This window comes from Actinoplanes sp. NPDC051411, assembly GCF_040682075.1.
Taxonomy (GTDB): Bacteria; Actinomycetota; Actinomycetes; order Mycobacteriales; family Micromonosporaceae; genus Actinoplanes.
Genome location: NZ_JBFBAD010000098.1, coordinates 1 through 18,666 on the forward strand (window position 1 = coordinate 1; position 18,666 = coordinate 18,666).

Genomic DNA, 18,666 nt, shown 5'->3' on the forward strand with positions numbered 1-18,666 from the left:
CGGATGAACGAGATGTGCTCGCTCGCCACGGTCTGCCCGTTGGTGCTCGGCACATAGAGCGCCGCCCAGGCGAAGCCCACCCCGACGATCAACTGGCCGAGCAGCTTGCCCTTGGCGCTGAGCCCGTCGGAGTTACGGCGGCGCACCTTCAGAAAGTCGTCGAGGAAGCCGACCACGCCACAGAACACGAACAACCCCAGCAGCACCAGGGCCGTCATCGTGGGCCCCTCCTGGGCGATCTGCCGCTCGGGCAGCGTCGTGAGGGCGATATGGCCGGCGACGTACGCGAAAACGGTGGCCACGATGAAAGCGACACCGCCCATCGTGGGCGTGCCCCGCTTGCCCATGTGGCTCTGCGGTCCGATGGACCGGATCGGCTGACCGGCCTTCAACGCCGCGAAGACCCGGATCGCCACCGGCGTGCCGAACAGCGAGATGACGAAGGCGACCGCGGCCGCGACGATGACCGCCCTCACGGACGTACCTCCACGAGATCCGGACGCCGGAGGTCGCACTCGGACAGGCCGTCGAGCGTCCACAGCAGCGCCCGGCGCGTCGACCTGAGCCGGCCGCGCGGGTAGGCCTTCGCGAAGTCGTCGATCACGGGACATGAGCTTGCCATCCGACCGCAAGCGGAAGCGGTCGAGTTCCCGGCCCGGCCCGCCGGGGCTTACGGCGAAGCAGACGCGGCCTGGGCGACAGCAACCGGGTTGCCGTCCGGGTCAGCGACGTAGGCGACCCGTTCACCCCACGGCATGTCCGCCGGCTCCCGCAGGACCACCGCTCGATCGCCGAGACCACCGACTGCCGCATCGACGTCGTCGACATAGACGAACATCTCGAACCGGGCGCCGGTGCCGAAAGGCCGCGCGTAATGATCGGACGGCCACGCGGCGTCCACGACCGCCAACTCGGCGGCACCGCGGCGAAGCCCCACGTAACCCGGCTCGCCGTCCGGAGGCAACCGGAAGAAGGCTACAAATCCGAAATGCTCATAGAACTTCACCGTCGCCATCACGCGAGTCGCGAAAACCACTGGAAAGGCGCGATCTGCCATACGCCGAAGCGTAGCCGCCATGAAACGCCATTGTTTCCTTGCGCCATTGTTTCCTTGCGCCACTGTTTCCTTGGCGTCGACGTGAGGCCGGCTCGATGGCTGGCCATGTTCGCTTGCCCATTCCCGGCCGAAACTCGAAGCGCCGCCCGTGTTCAGACTCGTCGAGTTCTTCCGCGGCCGCCGCCATCAATTCAACCCTGCAGCCGACGTGGCCGACAGTTCCCGGTGACGCGCAATGGCCGCATCACCATGACCAGGGGTGGCTGGGATCTGGAGCGGGTGACTCGGGAGACCGACCCGGAGGTGACGCTGCCGGCCGTAGCCCGGATGCGGCGGCTGCCGAAGCAGCTTGAGGCCGAGCATGTGGTCGTGGCGGGACATCGCCGACCGGCTGGGGTTGCCACACAGACGATGCACCGCGCATACCGGCATCTCGAGGAGGGCTGATGTTTCGAGGCGACCATCCGGCGCTGACGCGGGGGATGGGACAGGCCAGAGTGGTGGCGGGCGGGCTCGGGCATCCCCGGGTCGGGAGCGAGCACCTGCTTCTCGCGCTGGCGGCCGAGGGGATGCTGCCCGGGGTCACGGCTTACGGCGTACGGGAAGCGGCGCAGCTGGCGGCGCCGCTCGGAGCCGGGATCGCAGCCGATCGCGAGGCTCTGGCGCCGCTCGGCGTCGACCTGGACGCGCTCCTCGACCGGCTCGGAGCCCAAGGGGTTGACCGTCCGGTCCGGCCGGAGCGGCGGCCGGGAGCTCAGCGCGCCCAGCGGCGATGTGCCCGGACGGTGCCGGCGCTCGGGCTCGATGCGCAGGCGGCCTACGATGTTTCGCTGCGGCTGGCGCTGGCTCGCCGGGAGCGGTGGCATCGGCCGGAACATCTGGCCATGGCGCTGGTCGCGCTCGATCCCGGGGCCGGCTGGGTGCTGCGGGCCGTCGGGGCCGAGGCCGGGATGGTGCTGGCGGAGCCGGCCCGGGCGTTCCCGCCGCGGCGCAATCGGGTGCTGCGGGCCGAGCGCCGCATCGGGCGGCAGGCGCGGGGGTGGCCGGCTGGTGCGTGACTACCAGCGGACGACCGGGCGGGCGGCCTTATCGGGGCGGACGGTCGTCGCCCTCATCGCCGGGTCGTAGAACAGCCGACCGTAACGCGGTTGCGCCGGCGCCGGCAGGATTGTGATAGTCGCCGGCATGACGTGGAGGCTCTTCGATCGGGTGGCCGCGGATTATGACCAGGTGGCGCCGTTCTTCGCCTCCTACGGGGCGGAGATCGTGCGGGTGGTCGACCCGCCGGCCGGGTGCCGCTTTCTCGACCTGGGGGCCGGGCGCGGGGCGCTGACCGGGCCGGCGCTGGCCCGCGGCTGCGTCGTGACAGCGGTCGACGCGGCGCCCGCGATGGTGAAGCGGGTCGGTGCGGACTTTCCGGGCGCCGCCGCGTACGTCATGGATGCGCAAGCGTTGGCGCTTGCCCCGGGCACCTTCGATGTTGTGGTTTCGTCCTTCGTGATCCATGTGCTGGACGATCCGGCGGCCGGGGTGGCCGAGGCGTTCCGGGTGCTGGCGCCGGGTGGGCGGTTCGTGATGACCGCGGGCGGGAAGTTGCCGGCCGGGCTCTCGGCGCGGCTGGACGCGCTGTTTCTGGAGTTTTCCGCCTATCTGCCGCCGGGCGGCAGCATGGGGCAACCTCTCGACCCGGCCCCAATGCTGGCGGGGGCAGGGTTCGCCGCCCTGCGGGAGGAGTTCGCGAGCGTGGCGGTTCCGTTCGGGGACAACGAGATGCTGTGGCGGTGGGCGCTGAGCCACGGCTATCGCGCCTTCATCGACGATCTCCCCGAGGGGCGGCGGGCGGAGTTTCGCGAGCGGGTTCTCGCGCTGCCGGCCGACGACCGGGTGCTCCGGCGGACGACGGGACTGTGGTCGGGTGTCAAACCCTAGAACAGGGCCATCTGACCGGGGGTCGGGTCGCGGCGGGCGGTCAGGCCGCTGCGGAACACCCACGGGCGCTGCTCGGGGATGGTCTCCTCGATCGCGGGGGCGACGCCGCCGACCAGGGCCCACAGGGACGGCCCCAGGTTGATGCCGCGGGCCTGCAGGGCGCGGCGCATGATCAGGTAGTCGAGGGGGAGGCGGGCCGCGGACAGGGCCGGCAGGTCGAGGTCGGCGCGCATGCTCATCAGGCGCCGGTTGCGGTCGACGGTCTCGCGGGACTCGGGCGAGAGGAAGTGGGTGGCCGCGAGCTCGCCTACGGCTTCGCGGAGGGCCGCGGCCTCGGCCGCGAAGGCGGCGTCGACCGAGCCGAAGGAATTCAACAGCTTGGCGGCGGTGGTCGCGCCGAAGCGGCGTACGCCGTGCAGATTGTCGGACGGGTCTCCGCGCAGGGCGGCGAAGTCACGGTATTGGCCGGGCTGTACGCCGCAGACCGCGGGTAGGCCGTCGGCGTCGATGAGCACGGCCTCGTCGAAGCCGCCGTTGCGCACGCGCAGCACCGACGTGTTGTCGTCGATGAGGGCGAACGCGTCCCGGTCGCTCGTCATCAGCACCGACTGCCAGCCCGAGCGGCGCGCCGAGGAAGCCGCGGAGGCGAGGACGTCGTCCGCCTCGTACGCCGGGGGGACGACCACGCAGACGCCGGCGGCCCGCAGCAGACCGGGAGCCTCGGTGATCTGTTCGGTGAGGTCGGCCGGTTTTTCCGGCCGGTGGGCTTTGTAGGCCGGATAGTCGATGCGCCGCGCCGACGAGACCGGGCAGTCGAAGCCGACGACCACCGCGTCGGGGTTGAGCGAGGCCGCCGCCCGGGCGAGGTAGCCGACGAGCCCGCGGAGCGCCCAGATCGGGCGGCCGTCGTCGGAGAGGTGGCCCTCGGCTGCGCCGGCGTGGTAGGCGCGGTGCAACAGGCTGTTTCCATCGAGGACGAGCAGCAGGGGCACGGGCGAAGCTTACGCGTGACCCGCCGGGACCATCACTCCCCTGATGGGCCCGGCGGGAACCTGTGCACGTTCACATGAGGCGCACGAACAACATGTGCACCTAGAAATGTGAACGATAACAACGATGAAGTCAAGGGTGGGAGGGTGATGCGACGCTGTCGCGGACGACAAGCGCGGGGGCGATCGTGCGGCGGGCGTGGTCGCCCGGGCCGTCGTTGATCTGCTCCAGCAGCAGCTCGAGGCTGGCCGTCGCCGCGGCGTCGAAATCGGGCCGGACCGTGGTCAGCGGCGGCGTGAAATAGGCCGCCTCGGGCACGTCGTCGAACCCGACGATGCTGACGTCGTCGGGCACCCGGCGGCCGTGCTCGTTGAGCGCGCGCAGCAGCCCCAGCGCGATGTGGTCGTTGGCCGTGAAGACCGCGGTCGCCTCGGGCAGCCGGGCCAGCAGCTGACCGTTGCGGTAGCCGCTGGCCGCGCTCCAGTCGCCGGTCAGCAGCGGCGGCACCTCGACGCCCGCGTCGTGCAGGGCCGTCTCCCAGCCGCGCACCCGGCCGGCCGCGTCGAACCAGTCGGACGGGCCCGAGATGTGCCACACCGTGCGGTGCCCGGCCGCCAGCAGGTGCTCGGTCGCCGCGCGGGCGCCCGCCACCTGGTCGACCGTGACCAGCGTGCTCGAGCGCTCGGGATCGCCGTCGATCGTCACCAGCGGGATGTCGTCCGGCAGCTGGGCGAGGGCCGGGCCGGCCGAGAAGACCGGCGCGATGACGACCAGGCCGGCCACCCGCTGGTCGAGGTGGCGCTCGACCGCGTCGGCGATCGAGCGCTCGTCGAGATGGCGGACGCTGCCCACGTTGACCGCGAAGCCGGTGGCCTGGGCGGCCTCCTCGAACGCGGTGAGCATGGAGGCGGGGCCGTACAACGACGAGTTCTGCGCGACGACCCCGATCACCTTGGACGTGCCGGTGACCAGGGCCCGCGCGGCACCGTCGGGCCGGTAACCCAGCTCGGCGATGGCCGCCCGGACCTTCAGTCGCGTCTTCTCGCTGACGTTCTTGTGCTCGTTGAGCACGCGGGAGACGGTCTGATGTGACACCCCCGCGAGCCGGGCGACGTCCATCATGCCCGGCGGCCGTCCGCGTTTCCCGTTCACCCGCACCCCGCATCCACCTGTTGCGGGCAGGATATCCCCTTACCGCAGTCCGCCTGCCAGCAGCTGATACGCGGCGTTCCAGCGGAGTTCACGGCGGACGCCCGGCGGGGTGCTGTCCGCATCGATCATGACCAATTCGGTACGGGTCAGCTCGGCGAACTGGTCGACCGTCGAGGCGTCCAGCGCGGTGCTCAGCACGGTGTGGTGCGGACCCCCGGCCATCAGCCAGCACTCGGCCGAGGTGGGCAGGTCGGGGGCGGGCTCCCAGACCGCGCTCGCGACCGGCAGGGCGGCCAGTTCCTCGTCCGGCGGTACGACGTTGATGACGTTGCCGACGAGGCGGAAACGGTCGCCCATGTCACACATCCCGACGACCACGCCGGGCCCGGGGGCGGCCGAGAACTTCAGGCGTACGGGGTCCTCGCGGCCGCCGATGCCGAGCGGGTGGATCTCCAGCCGGGGCCGGCCGCCGGCGATCGACGGGCAGACCTCGAGCATGTGCGCGCCGAGAATGCGCTGCGGGCCGGGGCCGAGGTGGTAGGTGTAGTCCTCCATGAACGAGGTTCCGCCGGGCAGGCCGTAGGCGGCCGACTTGAGCGTGGCGAGCAGCATCGAGGTCTTCCAGTCGCCCTCGCCGCCGAAGCCGTAGCCGTCGGCCATCAGGCGCTGGACGGCCAGGCCGGGCAGCTGGCGCAGGCCGCCGAGGTCCTCGAAGTTGGTGGTGAAGGCCCGGAAGCCGCCCTCGGTCAGGAACCGGCGCAGGCCGGCCTCGATCTGGGCGCCGTAGCGCAGCGACTCGTGCTGGTCGCCACCCTTGAGCAGCGACGGGACGATGTCGTAGAGGTCCGAGTACTCCGCGACGAGCGCGTCGACCTCCGACGGCGCCACATCGTCGACCACGGCCACCAGATCGTTGACCCCGTAGGTGTTGACCGAAACCCCGAAGTGCCGCTCGGCCTCGACCTTGTCGCCCTCGGTCACGGCGACGTCCCGCATGTTGTCGCCGAATCGGGCCAGCCGCAGCGACTTCATGGTGGCGACCGCCATGGCCGCCCGAGCCCAGGAGCCGATGCGGGACGCCGTCCGCGGCTCCGACGCGTGCCCGACGACCGTCGTGCGGACGATCCCGAGGCGCGACTGGACGTAACCGAACTCGCGGTCGCCGTGCGCGGCCTGGTTCAGGTTCATGAAGTCCATGTCGATCGTCGACCACGGCAGCGACCGGTGCGCCTGCGTGTGCAGGTGCAGCAGCGGCTTCCGCAGCGCCTCCAGCCCGCTGATCCACATCTTGGCGGGGGAGAACGTGTGCATCCAGGCGATCACGCCCAGGCACCCGTCGTCGGCGTTCGCGGCGATCATGGTGGCCCGGATGCCGGCCGAGTCGGTCAGCACCGGCCGCCAGACGATCCGCACCGGGATGCCGTCGGCGGCCTCGAGCTGCGCGACCACCTCCTGGGACTGCGCGGCGACCTGCGCGAGCGTGTCTTCGCCGTAGAGGCCCTGGCTACCGGTGAGAAACCAGATCTCGCGACCGTCGAAAGGGTTCATGGTCATCCTGCTTCCGAAAGATTGCCGTAGTAGGCGTCGGGTCCGTGCTTGCGGCTGTAGTGGCGTCGGATCAGGTGCTCGGGCGGCGCCGCGGCCGGGTTGAGCCCCAGGGTTCGGAAGGCGATGCCGGCGACCGCCTCGCAGACGATCGCGGTGTCGACCGACTTGGCCGCGGTGGCGCCCCAGGTGAAGGGGCCGTGGCTGGCGGCGAGCACGGCCGGCACCGAGTCCGGGTCGCCGGCCAGGGTCTCGAGGATCGCCCGGCCGGTGTTGCGCTCGTAGTCGGTGTCGCACTCGGCCGGCGTCAGCTGCCGGGTGACCCGGATCGGCCCGTCGAAGTTGTCGGCGTGCGTGGTGCCGAGCACCGGGATGTCGCGGCCGGCCTGGGCGAACGCGACCGCCTCGGCCGAGTGCGTGTGGGTGATCCCGCCGATCGACTCGAAGCTCTGGTAGAGCAGGCGGTGGGTCTCGCTGTCGACCGACGGCCGGAGGGTGCCGCTGACCACCTCACCGGAGGCGATGTCGACGACCACCATCGAGTCCTCGGTCAGCTCGTCGTAGGGAACGCCCGACGGCTTGATCACGTAGACGCCGCGCTCCCGGTCGACGCCGCTGACGTTGCCCCAGGTCAGGGTCGCGAGCCCGGCGACCGGGATCCGCCGGTTGGCCTCGAGGACATCGCGGATCAGCTGCTTCACGACAGCGCCTCGCGGCGGATCTTCCGCAGGCGGCGCATGACGTCGTTGCCGTGCCGGCCGAAGTAGTCGACCAGCCCGATGTATTCGGCATACAAGGCGTCGTAGCGTTCGGCCGCCGCTTCGTCCGGGACCCAGCCGTCGCGGATCACCCGCCCCATCGCCGCCGCGGCGGCCCGGATGTCCGGGTACGCCCCGGCGGCCACCGCGGCGTGCAGAGCCGATCCCAGAGCCGGCCCCTGGTCCGAGTCGAGCACGTGCAGCGGCATCCGCGTCACGTCGGCGTAGATCTGCATGACCAGCGGGTTCTTCTGCAGCCCGCCGGTCACGATCAGCTCCTCGACCGGAACCCCGGAGTTCCGGAACGTTTCAATGATGAGCCGGGTGCCGAAGGCCGTCGCCTCGATCAGCGCCCGATAGCCGTCCTCCGGCGTGGTCGCCAGCGTCTGCCCGATGAACACCCCGGACAGCTCGTGGTCGACCAGCGGCGATCGGTTGCCGGAGTGCCAGTCGAGGGCGATCAGCCCGTGCGCCCCGACCGGCTGGGCCGCCGCCAGTTCGGTAAGAAGGTCGTGAATGTCGAGGTTTTTCGATGCAGCAAGATCACGATAGGAAGCCGGCACGCAATTGTCGACGAACCACCCGAAGATGTCGCCCACCCCGGACTGCCCGGCCTCGTAACCCCACAGCCCCGGCACGATGCCGCCCTCGACGACCCCGCACATGCCGGGCACCTCGCGCAGCACGTCACTGCTCATCACGTGACAGGTCGACGTGCCCATGATCGCGACCATCCGGCCCGGCTCGACGGCGTGCGCGGGCGGCGCCGACACGTGCGCGTCGACGTTCCCGACCGCGACCACGACACCCGTGTGCAGTCCCATCCACTGCGCGGCCTGCTCGGTCAGCGTTCCGGCGGCCGTACCGAGCTGTCCGATCGGCGCGTCCAGGCGCGTCTCGGCGAAGTCGGCGAACGCCGGGTTGAGGTCGGCGAAGTAGGCCGCCGAGGGGTAGGACCCGTCGACGAACTGGCCCTTGTAGCCGGCTGTGCAGGCGTTCCGGACATAAACGCCGGTCATCTGCCACACGATCCAGTCGGCGGCCTCGACCCAATGGCGGGTCGCCGCCCACAGCTCGGGGTCCTCCTCGAGCACCTGCAGCGCCTTCGCGATCTCCCACTCACTCGAGATCAACCCGCCGAACCGCCGCAGCCACGGCTCGCCGCGCTTCGCGGCGAGCCCGGTCACCCGGTCGGCCTGCGGCTGGGCCGCATGGTGCTTCCAGAGCTTCACGTACGCGTGGGGACGGTCGGCGAAATCGGCAAGGTCGCTCAGCGGCGTGCCGTCGTCCGTCGTCGGCAGCACCGTGCACGCGGTGAAGTCGGTCGCCACCCCGATCACGTCGGCCGGATCGGCGCCGGCCGCCTCCAGCGCGGCCGGCACGGCGGTCTTGAGAACCTCGATGTAGTCGCCGGGCGCCTGCAGCGCCCAATCCGGTGGTAGCGCCCGGTCGGGACGGTCCGGCAGGTGCCGGTCCAGCACCCCATGGGCGTACGCGTGGACCGCGGAACCGATTTCGGCCCCGTCCCGCACCCGCACCACCACGGCGCGGCCGGACAGGGTCCCGAAGTCGATTCCCACGACGAGCGCGCGGGACTCATCGGTCATGTGGTTCTCCTCGTTGAAACGGTGTCGCGCCGGACCAGCGCCGGCTCCACCAGCACGGACTCGGTGGATCGCGACCCGCTGCTGAGCTGGTCCAGCAGCAGGCGCAGGGACTCCCGGCCGACCTCGGCGAACTCCTGCCGGACCGTGGTCAGCGCGGGGTGGAAGTACGCGGCCTCCGGCACGTCGTCGAACCCGACGATGCTGACGTCCTCGGGTACCCGGCGGCCGTGCTCGGCCAGGGCCCGCATGACCCCGAGCGCCACGTGGTCGTTCGCCGCGAAGATCGCCGTGCAGTCGGGGATGCGGGCCAGCATCCGGCCGCACTGGTAGCCGGACGCCGCCGACCACCCCGCCCGGGTCATCGGCGGCGCCTCCCGTCCCGCCTCGGCGAGCGCCGCCCGCCAGCCCTGCTCGCGGGCCCGGCTGCCGTGCCACTGCTCGGGGCCGGCGACGTGCCAGACCGTGTGATGGCCGGCGTCGAGCAGGGCCTTGGTGGCCAGCGCGCCGCCCGCCTGCTGATCGACCGAGACGTTGGCGACCTTCCACTCGGGAAGCCCGTCCACCGTCACGATCGGGATGCCGGGCGGCACCACCTGCATGGCCTCGGCCGCCGCGTCGACCGGCGCGATGAACACCAGGCCCGCCGCGCCCTGCTGCACCAGCCGCTCGACGATCCGCCGGGACGCCGTGGTCGCGTCGTACCCGGCGACGTGCCCGACGGTGAGCGACAGATCGGCGCCCAGCGCCGCCTCACCGATCGCCTGCACCATGCTCGACGGCCCGTAGAGCGTGGTGTTCTGGGCGACCACGCCGACCACATTGGAGCGGCCGGTCGCCAGCACCCGGGCCGACAGGTTGCGCCGGTAGCCGAGTTCGGCGATCGCGGCGAGCACCCGGGTGCGGGTGGTCGCCGACACGTGCGGGTGGCCGTTGAGCACCCGGGAGACGGTCTGGTGCGACACCCCGGCCCGGGCCGCGACGTCGGACATGACCGGCCCCCGGATCGGTGGCGGCAGCGGCGGGCCGGAGGTGGTGCCGGTCATGCGTCGGCCGTGGATGCTCGGCGACTCAGGATCGCCTGGACGATGACCACGACGAGCAGGAAGCCTCCGGAGACCACCTGCTGGACGTACGAGTTGAGGTTCGCGCCCTGGACGATCAGGTTCTGGATGACGAACAGCAGCAGGATGCCGGCGAGCGTACCGACCATCGACCCGACGCCACCGGCGAGCAGCGTCCCGCCGATGACCACCGCGGCGATCGCCTGCAGCTCGTACGAGTCACCGATGCGCGCCTCCTGGCCGCCGCCGGACAACGCGGTCGTCAGGATGCCGGCGAGGCCGGCGCAGAGGCCGCTCACCACGTACACGATCGTCGTCGTCCGCTTGACCGGCAGGCCCATGAGCTCGGCCGCCGAGTCGTTGCCGCCGACCGCCTGCACCGACTGGCCGAACGGCGTCCGGTTGAGCACCCACCAGCCGATCGCGAAGACCACCAGCATGATCCACACCGGAGTGCCGATGGTCGCCAGCTTGCCGGTGCCGAGCGTCTCGAAGGTCCGGAAGCCGGCGATCTGCGGGTGGTCGTTGCCCTCGTGGGTGATGAAGTAGACAAGCCCGCGGATGCCGGTGAGCCCGGCCAGCGTGACGATGAACGGCGGCAGCCGCAGCCACGACACGATCACGCCCTGCACGAGCCCGACGAACCCGCACGCGGCCAGCGCGCCGGCGACCGCGGCGAACGAGCCGTACCGGGCGAAGTCGGCGCTGAGGATGACCGCCAGCGCATACGTCGACCCGACCGACAGGTCGATGCCGCCCGAGATGATCACGAAGGTCATGCCGGCCGCGATGATGCCGATGAACGAGGCGGCCAGCGCCACATTGCGCAGGTTGTCGGGCTTGCCGAAGGTCGGCACCAGGATCGTGCCCAGGACGACGACCAGCACCAGCACCGCCACGGCGCCGTTGCGGGAGATCAGCGAGGTCAGCGCCCGGGCCCGGGCGCGGGCGGCCTCCCGGCCACCGTGGTCGGCGGCGACCGCCACCGGTGTCTCGGTTGTCACGGCGCGCGTCACCTTGAACCCCTTGTCGGACGCTGGATGTAGACGGCGGCGATGATGATCAGCGCCTCGACCATGCGGGCGACCGACTCGGGCGCGTTGTGCGAGACGAGCGTGGTCTCCAGCAGCTGGATGAGGATCGCGCCGGTGACCGTGCCGAGCACCCGTACCCGGCCGCCGTTGAGCGCCGTGCCGCCGACCACCACCGCGGTGATCGCGCTGAGCTCGTACAGCAGGCCGATGTACGACGGGTCGCTGGCCCGCAGCCGGGCGGTCGCGATCACGCCGGCCACCGCGGCGAGCATGCCGGACAGCGCGTAGACGGTGATCAGCGTGCGCTTGACCGGCAGGCCGGCCAGCACGCTGGCCCGGCGATTGCCGCCGATGGCGAGCAATCGGTAGCCGAAAGCGGTCCTCCGGACCAGGAACGCGACGATCACCGCCAGCAGGGCGGCGACAATCATGACGTACGGGATGCCGAGGAACTTGCCCAGCCGGACCTGGGCGAAGAACGGCACGAACAGCTCGACCAGCGCGCCCCCGGTGATGACCAGCGCGATGCCGCGCCCGGCGACCAGGACGCCGAGCGTGGCGACGATCGGCTGCACCCGGGCGACCGCGACGACCACGCCGTTGAACACGCCGACGATCAGGCCGGCCAGCACCGCCACGATGATCGCGACCGCGATCGGCGCGCCGAAACCGCCCTGCCCCGGGGCGATGACCACCTTGGCCAGAACAGCGCTGGCGATCGCCATCGTCGTGCCGACCGACAGGTCGACGCCGCCGGTGCCGATCACCATGGCCATGCCGAGCGAGACGATGATGACCGGTGGGAGCTGCGAGAACAGCAGCTGCAGCGTGTCCACCGTGACGAAGTTGGTCGTGGCGATCACGTTGTAGACCACCAGGATCAGCAGTGCGAGATAGACGCCGTGCTCGCGGATCCACGTGCTCACGGCCGTACGGTCGTTGAGTTTGACCCTTTCCAGGACCGTCATCGCTCGCTCGCCTCCTCGGCCTCGACCCGGTCGGCGGCCGCGTCGGCGATCAGATCCATGATGGCGTCCTCGGTGATGTCGTCGCCGACGAGCTGGCCGAGCTGGGTGCCGTCGCGCAGCACCACCACGGTGTCCGACCCCTCGACCACCTCCTCGAGCTCGCTGGAGATCAGCACCACTGCCATGCCCTTCTCGGCCAGCTCGGCGATCAGCGCCTGCACCTCGGCCTTCGCGCCGACGTCGATGCCGCGGGTCGGCTCGTCGAGCAGCAGCACCCGCGGGTTGAGGCAGAGCAGGCGGGCGAGCAGAACCTTCTGCTGGTTGCCGCCGGACAGCTCGGCGACCCTCTGGTTGGGGCCGGCCGCCTTGATCCGCAGGCGGTCCATGAAGGTCTTCACGATGTCGTCGACCCGCTTGCGCGAGACCAGCCCGGCCCGGGTGAGCTGGGGGAGTGCGGCCAGTCCGATGTTGTCGCGGATCGACATGCCGGGGATGATCCCCTCGGCCTTGCGGTCCTCCGGGAGCATCGCGATGCGGTGCTGGATGCGTGACGCCGGGGTCTGCCGGGTGATTCTCTCCCCATCGACCTCGATCGTGCCCTCATCGAGCGGCAGCGCTCCGAAGATCGCTTTGGCGGTCTCGCTGCGGCCCGAGCCGAGCAGGCCGGCCAGGCCGACGACCTCGCCCGGCCGCACCACGACCGACACGTCATCGAGGATCAGGCGGCGGCTCATGTGCTCGGCCTTGAGGACGGGCTCTTCGCCGGTCGTTCCCTGGCTCTTCAGCCGCGTCCGATTGCCTTCGTCCAGCTCGGCCGCGTCGCGGCCCAGCATCCGGGCGATCAACTGGCGGCGGGTCAACTCGGCGGTCGGGCCGGTCGAGACGAGCTTGCCGTCCCGCAGCACGGTCACCGTGTCGCACGCCCGGAAGATCTCGTCGAGCTTGTGCGACACGTAGACCACGGCGACGCCCTGCTCCTTGAGCAGGGCGACCACATCCAGCAACCGGTCCACTTCCCGCGGCTCGAGCGAACTCGTCGGCTCGTCCATGATCACGACACCGGCGTCGGACGCGATCGCCCGCGCGATGGCGACCATCTGCTGAATGCCGAGCCCGAGCTCACCGAGCGGGCGCCTGACATCGGCGACGATGCCGTAGTTCCGCAGCGCCTCGGCGGCCTCGGTGTTCATCTTCTTCAAGTTCAGCGCGCCGAAGCGGGTCGGCTCGCGGCCCAGGAAGAAGTTGCGGGCCACGCTCAACTGCGGAGCGAGGTGCACCTCCTGGTAGATCGTCGCGATCCCGGCCTGCTGGGCGCTGCGGGGCGAGGCGAAGGCCACGTCCTCACCCCGCAGCCGTACCTGCCCGCTGTCCAGCGGGTACACGCCGGTGATCAGCTTGATCAGCGTCGACTTTCCGGCTCCGTTCTCGCCCACCAGCGCGTGTACGGACCCGGCGTGCAGCTCGATCGAGACGTCCTCGAGCGCCCGCACACCGGCGAACCGTTTACTGGCCGACGTGACCGCCAATACCGGCGTGGTCATATCAGTACGCCGTCCCCGACGAGATCGCCTGCTGGGCGTTCGACTTGTCGTACTGGTTGTCGGTCGTGATCGTGACGGCCGGGGCGCCGTCGCCGTTCACGTACGCCTCGAGGGCGGTCTGGGCGGCCGGGCCGAACGCCGGGTTCGACTCGATCACGGCGTCGAAGTTGCCGTCCACGATCGCCTGCACGGCACCCTTGGTGCCGTCGATCGACACGATGTGCACCTTGGACGTGCCCGACTTGCCGGCGTCGTCGAGCGCGGCCAGCGCGCCCAGGCCCATCTCGTCGTTCTCGGCGTAGATGGCGTTGACGTCCGGGTGGGCCCGCAGCAGCGTCTCGGTGACGCTCTTGCCGTCCTCCCGGGTGAAGTTACCGGTCTGCTGGAAGATCACCTTGATGCCGCTGGCGTTCTTCTGCTTGAGCTCGTCGAGGAAGCCCGCCGTACGGTCGTCGGTGACGTTGACGCCCGGGGCACCGAGCAGGATCGCCAGGTTGGCCGTGCCCCCGGTCGCCTTGATCATCGCATCGGCGGCGCGGCGGCCCTGCTCGACGAAGTCGGAGCCCAGCTGCGGCCCGACGTCCTTGCAGCCCTGCACGCCGGTGATGTTCCGGTCGACCGGAACCATCGCGACGTGCTTCGACTTGGCGTACGCGATCGCGTCACCCAGACCGGTCGAGTTGATCGGCGAGAAGATGATCGCCTTCGCGCCCTTGTCGATCATGCCCTTGATGTCGCTGTTCTCCTGCTGCACGTTCGACTGGGCGTTCGTGGTGAGCAGCTTCCAGCCCTTCGACTTCGCGGTCTCGACCTGAGACTTGGTCGACGCGATGCGGAACGGGTTGGCCTCCTTCTCCGACTGCGCCCAGCCGATCGTGTCCTTCTTGAAGTCGATCTTTCCGATGCCCAGGTCGGCACCCTTGCAGACCGGGCCGTACTGCGCTTCCACCCCGTCCGGCTTGGGCGTGGAGAGCAGCTCGGTGCCGCCGGCCGCGGTGATGGCGGCGGGGACGCCGTTGGTGGCGGCACCGAGCGTGGTGGACACGGGAGCGGCGGAGCTGTCACCACCGTTCGAACCGGAACCGGTGGTGGTTCCGGTGCTGCAGGCGGTCAGGAGAGCAGCCGTGGCAATTGCGGCGGCCGCGGCGGTGGATCTGCGACTTGCCTTCATGTCGATCGGTCCTTTGCAGTTGTCTTCGAAACTCATCAGCGGGGAGCGCGAGCCTCGCGACGCGGCCGATCGATGGTGGGTGATCGCCCGCGTCAAAATTGTGAACGCAAACATGCGCGGCCGTCCAACGCGGTGTCAACCCCTGAGCTCAGCCCCGTTACTCGTTCGTGACAAACCCCCGGCGCACGGCTGACGTGGAAAAACCCGACATCATTGGCGTAAGCCGAGGTGACACAGGGTGTCCTGGCCGTATCGCCTGCGTTTCCAGCTAGTTGATCAAGCCAGCCGTCGTCAAGCGGTTGTTGTTAACGATCTCAGCAGATCAACCGGTCAGCGCCGCTCGCCGTCCCCGCTCCCACTGTTATCGCCGAGCCGTGTCGCCTGACGCACAACTCGGTCACGGAGCGTTTCACGACGCTCGGCCGAGACTCGACGGAATGCTTCCTCCGGCGTCGGTCAACCGGGACGATCACTCCGCAACTGAGCGACAGCTTTCCCAACGCGCGGAACCGCCCCGATGGCGCACCGAACGGCATCGCGCAACCCATCTCCCGAAGCCAACCAATACCGCCACATCCACGAACCCGCCGCGCGTGGATTCCGGACCGCCGCCACGCGACCCCTGCAGGCCGGTGCCCGTATGTGCGCCGGGCCCGCCCGCCGACTGGTGCCCGCCCGCCGGCTGGTGCCCGCCCGCCGGCTGGTGCCCGCCCGCCGGCTGGTGCCCGCCCGCCGGCTGGTGGCCGCCCGTCGGCTGGTGGCCGCCCGTCGGCGGGCCCGTGCGCGCCAATCGGGACCCGGGGCCGGCGCGACCGGGTTGAGCTGGTCTGCGTTGGTGGGATTGTCGTTGAAAGGGTCGGCGCCGGTGCGGCCTTAGCGGAACCGGTTGGCGCGAGCCGGTTGACGCTGGACCGGGCGGCAGGGAGTCGGTTGGCCCTGGTCCGGTCGATACGAGGCAGGTTTGTGTAGGGCCGGTCGACGACGACTCGGCCAAGCCGAAGGCGGACAGCTCCGACGCGACTGGAACGGACCCGGATGGCCACGGTGCGGCCGCTGTCCGCTCGGCGAGGGCGGCCCGGGTCGGCTTGAAGTCGGCCGGTTCGGGCTCGGCGGCATCGGGCTCGGCGGCATTGGCATCGGCGGACGCCGGTCCCCCTGACACTGGGCCGGTCGGCACCCAAAAGCAATTGCTGGCGCAACGCCGAAATAGAGGGGCGCGCCAACGCCGATACTCGTCTGGTTGCAGATAGAGCCTCCTTGAGGATTTGACGATGAATTTGTAATCCCAGGACCGAATGCGAACCTTTGCCTCGACGATTCCAAAGGCGCGGTGCCGCACATTCGGCAATCGTTGCGGTCTAGATCGCGGCCCACCCTGCCATCACGGCCTCGGCTCCTGATCAATCAGGCGACCGGTGCTTCTCGAGTCGGCAATGTTGCTAAAGCCGGCGGTGCCCCGGGGCGGGCGGTGCTCCGGGGCGGACGGTGCTCCCGGGGCGAGCGGTGGCGCTCGGCCGCCGGGCGGCACCGCCCGGATCGCTCGGCCAGGTCGGCATGGCCGACCTGCAGGACGTGCCCGACCTGATCGATGACGCCACCTCGTCCAAGGCGCTTCGCGGCTCACCCACCGGCGCCGGCCGACGGCACCGGGCTGACCCGCCTGACCGACCTGGCGACGCACGGCCCTATCCGCACGCTCCCTCCGCTCGATCGGATCGGCCGGATTGGCCTGACCTGCGGGTGAGGCCCGGCCTGCGCGTGAGGCTTCACCCGCGGAAGTGGCCTGGTCGGCGGGTGAGGCCTGGTCGGCGGACACGGCCCGACCAGCGGATGCCGCCCGACCAGCGCGTGAGGCTTCACCCACGGAAGCGGCCTGGTCGGCGGGTGAGTCCTGGTCGGCGGGCACGGCCCGACCAGCGCGTGAGGCCTCACCCGCGGAAGCGGCCTGGTCGGCCGGTGAGGCCTGGTCAGCGGACACGGCCTGACCAGCGGGTGCGGCGGTTCCCGCCGGGGCGGTGTCATCGGCCGGATCGGCTTTGTTGACCTCGCCGTCACGAGCGCAGGCCAACCCTCGGCCGCCGGAAATGTTTCGGTCGAAGCGTGAACCGGCAGCCGTTCGGTGTCGGCTGGTTCGGGCTGCGGGGCCACAGGCTCCGATGCCCGGGAGCCGCCGGTGCGGTCGGCCGGCGCGACCACATCACCGTACAGACGCAGGTTCATCGCCCGCCGGCCATGACGCTGCCGCAAACCCCATTCACGATGCCGCTCATGCTCGCGACGAAACTGCTCAGCCGCGGGCGAATAATTGCGCGCCGCAGTCCGATCCCGCCAAGACGCCACTTGCGATCGGGGAAAGAACTCGAGCTGCGCCATAAGCTATTTTCCCGCACCCGGAAGAGGAAATGTCAGCCGCACCGGCGTGTCGATCATGCCAAATTGATAGGCAAAAGGATCATCGAATACCCGGCCGGACTTCAGCTCCCCTCATCTGCCGCAGCCAATGCGCGTCCCCACGCCCGTCGGCATGAGTGAAGCGGCCCACTGGCCGACGACAGGCGTAGCCGTTCCGGCCGAGGCCGGCGCCCAAACTCGCCGACATGTGGTGGATCTCGCTGGTGCCGGAACCTGAAGAGTGATCGATCTTGAGCTCGGCGGGACTCACCGACCTGTCAGGTGTAGCCTGACAGCGTCAGGGTTGGCCTGACACACCGCGACCACCCGGAGAAGCCCATGACCAGCGAAACACCCGCCGCCGCGCCGGCGATGCAGTTGTGCTGCTCCTTTTGCGCCAAGCCGAGCTCGGCCGTCGAGAAGGTGATCGCCGGCCCCGGCGTCTACATCTGCAACGAGTGTGTCGAGCTCTGCAACGACGTCCTCCGGTCCGAGCAGCCGGACTCCTCCGGCTCGGAGGCGCGGTTGTCGGCCTGGGAGGACGGGATGACAGACGAACAGATTCTCGATCAGCTTCCCCGTGTCGCGGCGGCCGGGGCTCAGACCGAGGAAAGCCTCCAGCGGCTGGTCAGCCTCTTGCGGGAACGGAGAGTGACCTGGGCGCGCATCGGCACGGCCCTTCGGATCACCCGCCAGTCGGCGTGGGAACGGTTCTCCGGCGAGGAGTGACCGGCTGGGAACGAAGAACTCGCCCTCACTCCGGGCGCACTGCCACCGCATAGAACCGGGCCGTCGTGGGCCCCTCCACCTCCGGCCATCCCATCGCCGCCAGCGACTGCGAGGCTGTCGCGTCGACGATGCCGTTGACCCGTACCTCCGCGGTCGTCTCGGCCGAGGTCTTGTGCAGGTAGATCTTGATGCCGTTGTGGCGTTCGCGGGGCAGGGTCAACGACAGTTCCCGCAACACCGGCCGCGTCCGGAGCGCGTCCGGCAGCGCCGCCGACCCGTACCCGATGACGTCGGAGACCACGCACTCCCAGCCGGGGATCCCGGCCGGCCCGGCGGCCGGCGGCGGCGAGGCGGGCGACACCAGCTGCCGGAAGCAGGCCCCCGACGTCTGTGCCCACACGTCGAGCACCTGCGATACCGCGTCCTTCAACGGCCCGGTCCCACTGATGCAGTCGGCGATCACGTCCGAGGAGCCCACCGTGAAGCCGATGTCGAAGTGGCTGGGCCGGCCCGTGTGGTTGGGCAGCGCCAGCCACGACCAGCCCCGGCCCTCCAACACGCCGTGATCGACCCGGCTGCCGGCCGCCACCGAGGGTGCGATCTCCAGCAGCCGTGACCGCAGGAGCTCCATCAGCTGGTCGTCGCTCGGACGGCCGGCCGCCGGGTCCCACGGGCGGGGGCGCTTGGAGAACATCGCAGAACCGTAACTGATCTTCGTGACAATCGGCCAACT

General features: G+C 70.4%; 16 protein-coding genes and 2 pseudogenes. 4 read left to right on the forward strand and 14 right to left on the reverse strand.

The genetic code is table 11. The features are described from left to right. The 3 genes and pseudogenes from AB0M88_RS38245 to AB0M88_RS38255 all read right to left on the reverse strand — a co-directional run. Positions 1-476, reverse strand: a pseudogene (locus AB0M88_RS38245) (phospho-N-acetylmuramoyl-pentapeptide-transferase); the annotation flags it as partial. Beyond that, positions 473-604, reverse strand: coding sequence for a hypothetical protein (locus AB0M88_RS38250; protein WP_364110732.1), 132 nt, complete (start codon positions 602-604; stop codon positions 473-475). The gene AB0M88_RS38250 and the pseudogene AB0M88_RS38245, both read right to left, overlap by 4 nt. A gap of 66 nt (positions 605-670) precedes the next feature. Next, complete coding sequence (locus AB0M88_RS38255) at positions 671-1,057, reverse strand: VOC family protein (RefSeq protein WP_364110733.1); 387 nt, start codon at positions 1,055-1,057, stop codon at positions 671-673. A gap of 225 nt (positions 1,058-1,282) precedes the next feature. Here AB0M88_RS38255 and AB0M88_RS38260 point away from each other — a divergent pair, with 225 nt between their 5' ends. The 3 genes from AB0M88_RS38260 to AB0M88_RS38270 all read left to right on the forward strand — a co-directional run bounded on the left by AB0M88_RS38260 (position 1,283) and on the right by AB0M88_RS38270 (position 2,986). Continuing rightward, on the forward strand, positions 1,283-1,504 hold the full coding sequence (locus AB0M88_RS38260) for a hypothetical protein (protein ID WP_364110734.1): 222 nt from the start codon (positions 1,283-1,285) through the stop codon (positions 1,502-1,504). Then, the gene (locus AB0M88_RS38265; protein WP_364110735.1) at positions 1,504-2,115 is read left to right on the forward strand and encodes a Clp protease N-terminal domain-containing protein; all 612 of its coding nucleotides are present in this window, start codon (positions 1,504-1,506) and stop codon (positions 2,113-2,115) included. Before AB0M88_RS38260 ends, AB0M88_RS38265 begins: the two co-directional genes overlap by 1 nt. 127 nt (positions 2,116-2,242) lie before the next feature. Next, positions 2,243-2,986 (forward strand): class I SAM-dependent methyltransferase, encoded by a 744-nt coding sequence (locus AB0M88_RS38270; protein ID WP_364110736.1) that lies wholly within the window; start codon positions 2,243-2,245, stop codon positions 2,984-2,986. Here the strand turns inward: AB0M88_RS38270 and AB0M88_RS38275 are convergent. The 10 genes from AB0M88_RS38275 to AB0M88_RS38320 all read right to left on the reverse strand — a co-directional run bounded on the left by AB0M88_RS38275 (position 2,983) and on the right by AB0M88_RS38320 (position 14,813). Continuing rightward, positions 2,983-3,978, reverse strand: a complete 996-nt coding sequence (locus AB0M88_RS38275) for a 5'-3' exonuclease H3TH domain-containing protein (RefSeq protein ID WP_364110737.1) — start codon at positions 3,976-3,978, stop codon at positions 2,983-2,985. The genes AB0M88_RS38270 and AB0M88_RS38275 overlap by 4 nt on opposite strands. 130 nt (positions 3,979-4,108) lie before the next feature. Further along, positions 4,109-5,098, reverse strand: a complete 990-nt coding sequence (locus AB0M88_RS38280) for a LacI family DNA-binding transcriptional regulator (protein ID WP_364110764.1) — start codon at positions 5,096-5,098, stop codon at positions 4,109-4,111. A gap of 69 nt (positions 5,099-5,167) precedes the next feature. Beyond that, positions 5,168-6,682, reverse strand: a complete 1,515-nt coding sequence (gene araA, locus AB0M88_RS38285) for an L-arabinose isomerase (RefSeq protein WP_364110738.1) — start codon at positions 6,680-6,682, stop codon at positions 5,168-5,170. Further along, entirely contained in the window at positions 6,679-7,374 is a 696-nt protein-coding gene (gene araD, locus AB0M88_RS38290) for an L-ribulose-5-phosphate 4-epimerase AraD (protein ID WP_364110739.1), read from the reverse strand. The genes araA and araD overlap by 4 nt, the downstream gene beginning before the upstream one ends. Further along, positions 7,371-9,038: a ribulokinase gene (araB, locus tag AB0M88_RS38295; RefSeq protein WP_364110740.1), complete on the reverse strand. Its 1,668-nt coding sequence runs from the start codon at positions 9,036-9,038 to the stop codon at positions 7,371-7,373. Before araB ends, araD begins: the two co-directional genes overlap by 4 nt. After that, positions 9,035-10,081, reverse strand: coding sequence for a LacI family DNA-binding transcriptional regulator (locus tag AB0M88_RS38300; protein ID WP_364110741.1), 1,047 nt, complete (start codon positions 10,079-10,081; stop codon positions 9,035-9,037). The genes araB and AB0M88_RS38300 overlap by 4 nt, the downstream gene beginning before the upstream one ends. Then, positions 10,078-11,103 (reverse strand): ABC transporter permease, encoded by a 1,026-nt coding sequence (locus AB0M88_RS38305; RefSeq protein WP_364110742.1) that lies wholly within the window; start codon positions 11,101-11,103, stop codon positions 10,078-10,080. Before AB0M88_RS38305 ends, AB0M88_RS38300 begins: the two co-directional genes overlap by 4 nt. Positions 11,104-11,111: 8 nt before the next feature. Further along, positions 11,112-12,101, reverse strand: a complete 990-nt coding sequence (locus AB0M88_RS38310) for an ABC transporter permease (RefSeq protein WP_364110743.1) — start codon at positions 12,099-12,101, stop codon at positions 11,112-11,114. Further along, on the reverse strand, positions 12,098-13,642 hold the full coding sequence (locus tag AB0M88_RS38315) for a sugar ABC transporter ATP-binding protein (protein WP_364110744.1): 1,545 nt from the start codon (positions 13,640-13,642) through the stop codon (positions 12,098-12,100). Before AB0M88_RS38315 ends, AB0M88_RS38310 begins: the two co-directional genes overlap by 4 nt. 1 nt (position 13,643) lies before the next feature. Next, complete coding sequence (locus tag AB0M88_RS38320; protein WP_364110745.1) at positions 13,644-14,813, reverse strand: substrate-binding domain-containing protein; 1,170 nt, start codon at positions 14,811-14,813, stop codon at positions 13,644-13,646. 2,730 nt (positions 14,814-17,543) lie between these two features. Here AB0M88_RS38320 and AB0M88_RS38325 point away from each other — a divergent pair. After that, positions 17,544-17,690 (forward strand): annotated as a pseudogene (locus AB0M88_RS38325) (ClpX C4-type zinc finger protein); the annotation flags it as partial. A gap of 268 nt (positions 17,691-17,958) precedes the next feature. Here AB0M88_RS38325 and AB0M88_RS38330 read toward each other — a convergent pair. After that, a complete protein-coding gene (locus AB0M88_RS38330; protein WP_364110746.1) occupies positions 17,959-18,627 on the reverse strand; it encodes a DUF6348 family protein in 669 nt (222 codons plus the stop codon). Positions 18,628-18,666 lie beyond the last annotated feature (39 nt).

What these genes read in the sequence shown, in the direction of transcription:
- AB0M88_RS38255 (WP_364110733.1), bottom strand. Translation starts at nt 1,057, where the DNA reads ATGGCAGATCGCGCCTTTCCAGTGGTTTTCGCGACTCGCGTGATGGCG.
- AB0M88_RS38265 (WP_364110735.1), top strand. Translation starts at nt 1,504, where the DNA reads ATGTTTCGAGGCGACCATCCGGCGCTGACGCGGGGGATGGGACAGGCC.
- AB0M88_RS38270 (WP_364110736.1), top strand. Translation starts at nt 2,243, where the DNA reads ATGACGTGGAGGCTCTTCGATCGGGTGGCCGCGGATTATGACCAGGTG.
- AB0M88_RS38280 (WP_364110764.1), bottom strand. Translation starts at nt 5,098, where the DNA reads ATGATGGACGTCGCCCGGCTCGCGGGGGTGTCACATCAGACCGTCTCC.
- araA (WP_364110738.1), bottom strand. Translation starts at nt 6,682, where the DNA reads ATGACCATGAACCCTTTCGACGGTCGCGAGATCTGGTTTCTCACCGGT.
- araB (WP_364110740.1), bottom strand. Translation starts at nt 9,038, where the DNA reads ATGACCGATGAGTCCCGCGCGCTCGTCGTGGGAATCGACTTCGGGACC.
- AB0M88_RS38300 (WP_364110741.1), bottom strand. Translation starts at nt 10,081, where the DNA reads ATGACCGGCACCACCTCCGGCCCGCCGCTGCCGCCACCGATCCGGGGG.
- AB0M88_RS38310 (WP_364110743.1), bottom strand. Translation starts at nt 12,101, where the DNA reads ATGACGGTCCTGGAAAGGGTCAAACTCAACGACCGTACGGCCGTGAGC.
- AB0M88_RS38315 (WP_364110744.1), bottom strand. Translation starts at nt 13,642, where the DNA reads ATGACCACGCCGGTATTGGCGGTCACGTCGGCCAGTAAACGGTTCGCC.
- AB0M88_RS38320 (WP_364110745.1), bottom strand. Translation starts at nt 14,813, where the DNA reads ATGAAGGCAAGTCGCAGATCCACCGCCGCGGCCGCCGCAATTGCCACG.
- AB0M88_RS38330 (WP_364110746.1), bottom strand. Translation starts at nt 18,627, where the DNA reads ATGTTCTCCAAGCGCCCCCGCCCGTGGGACCCGGCGGCCGGCCGTCCG.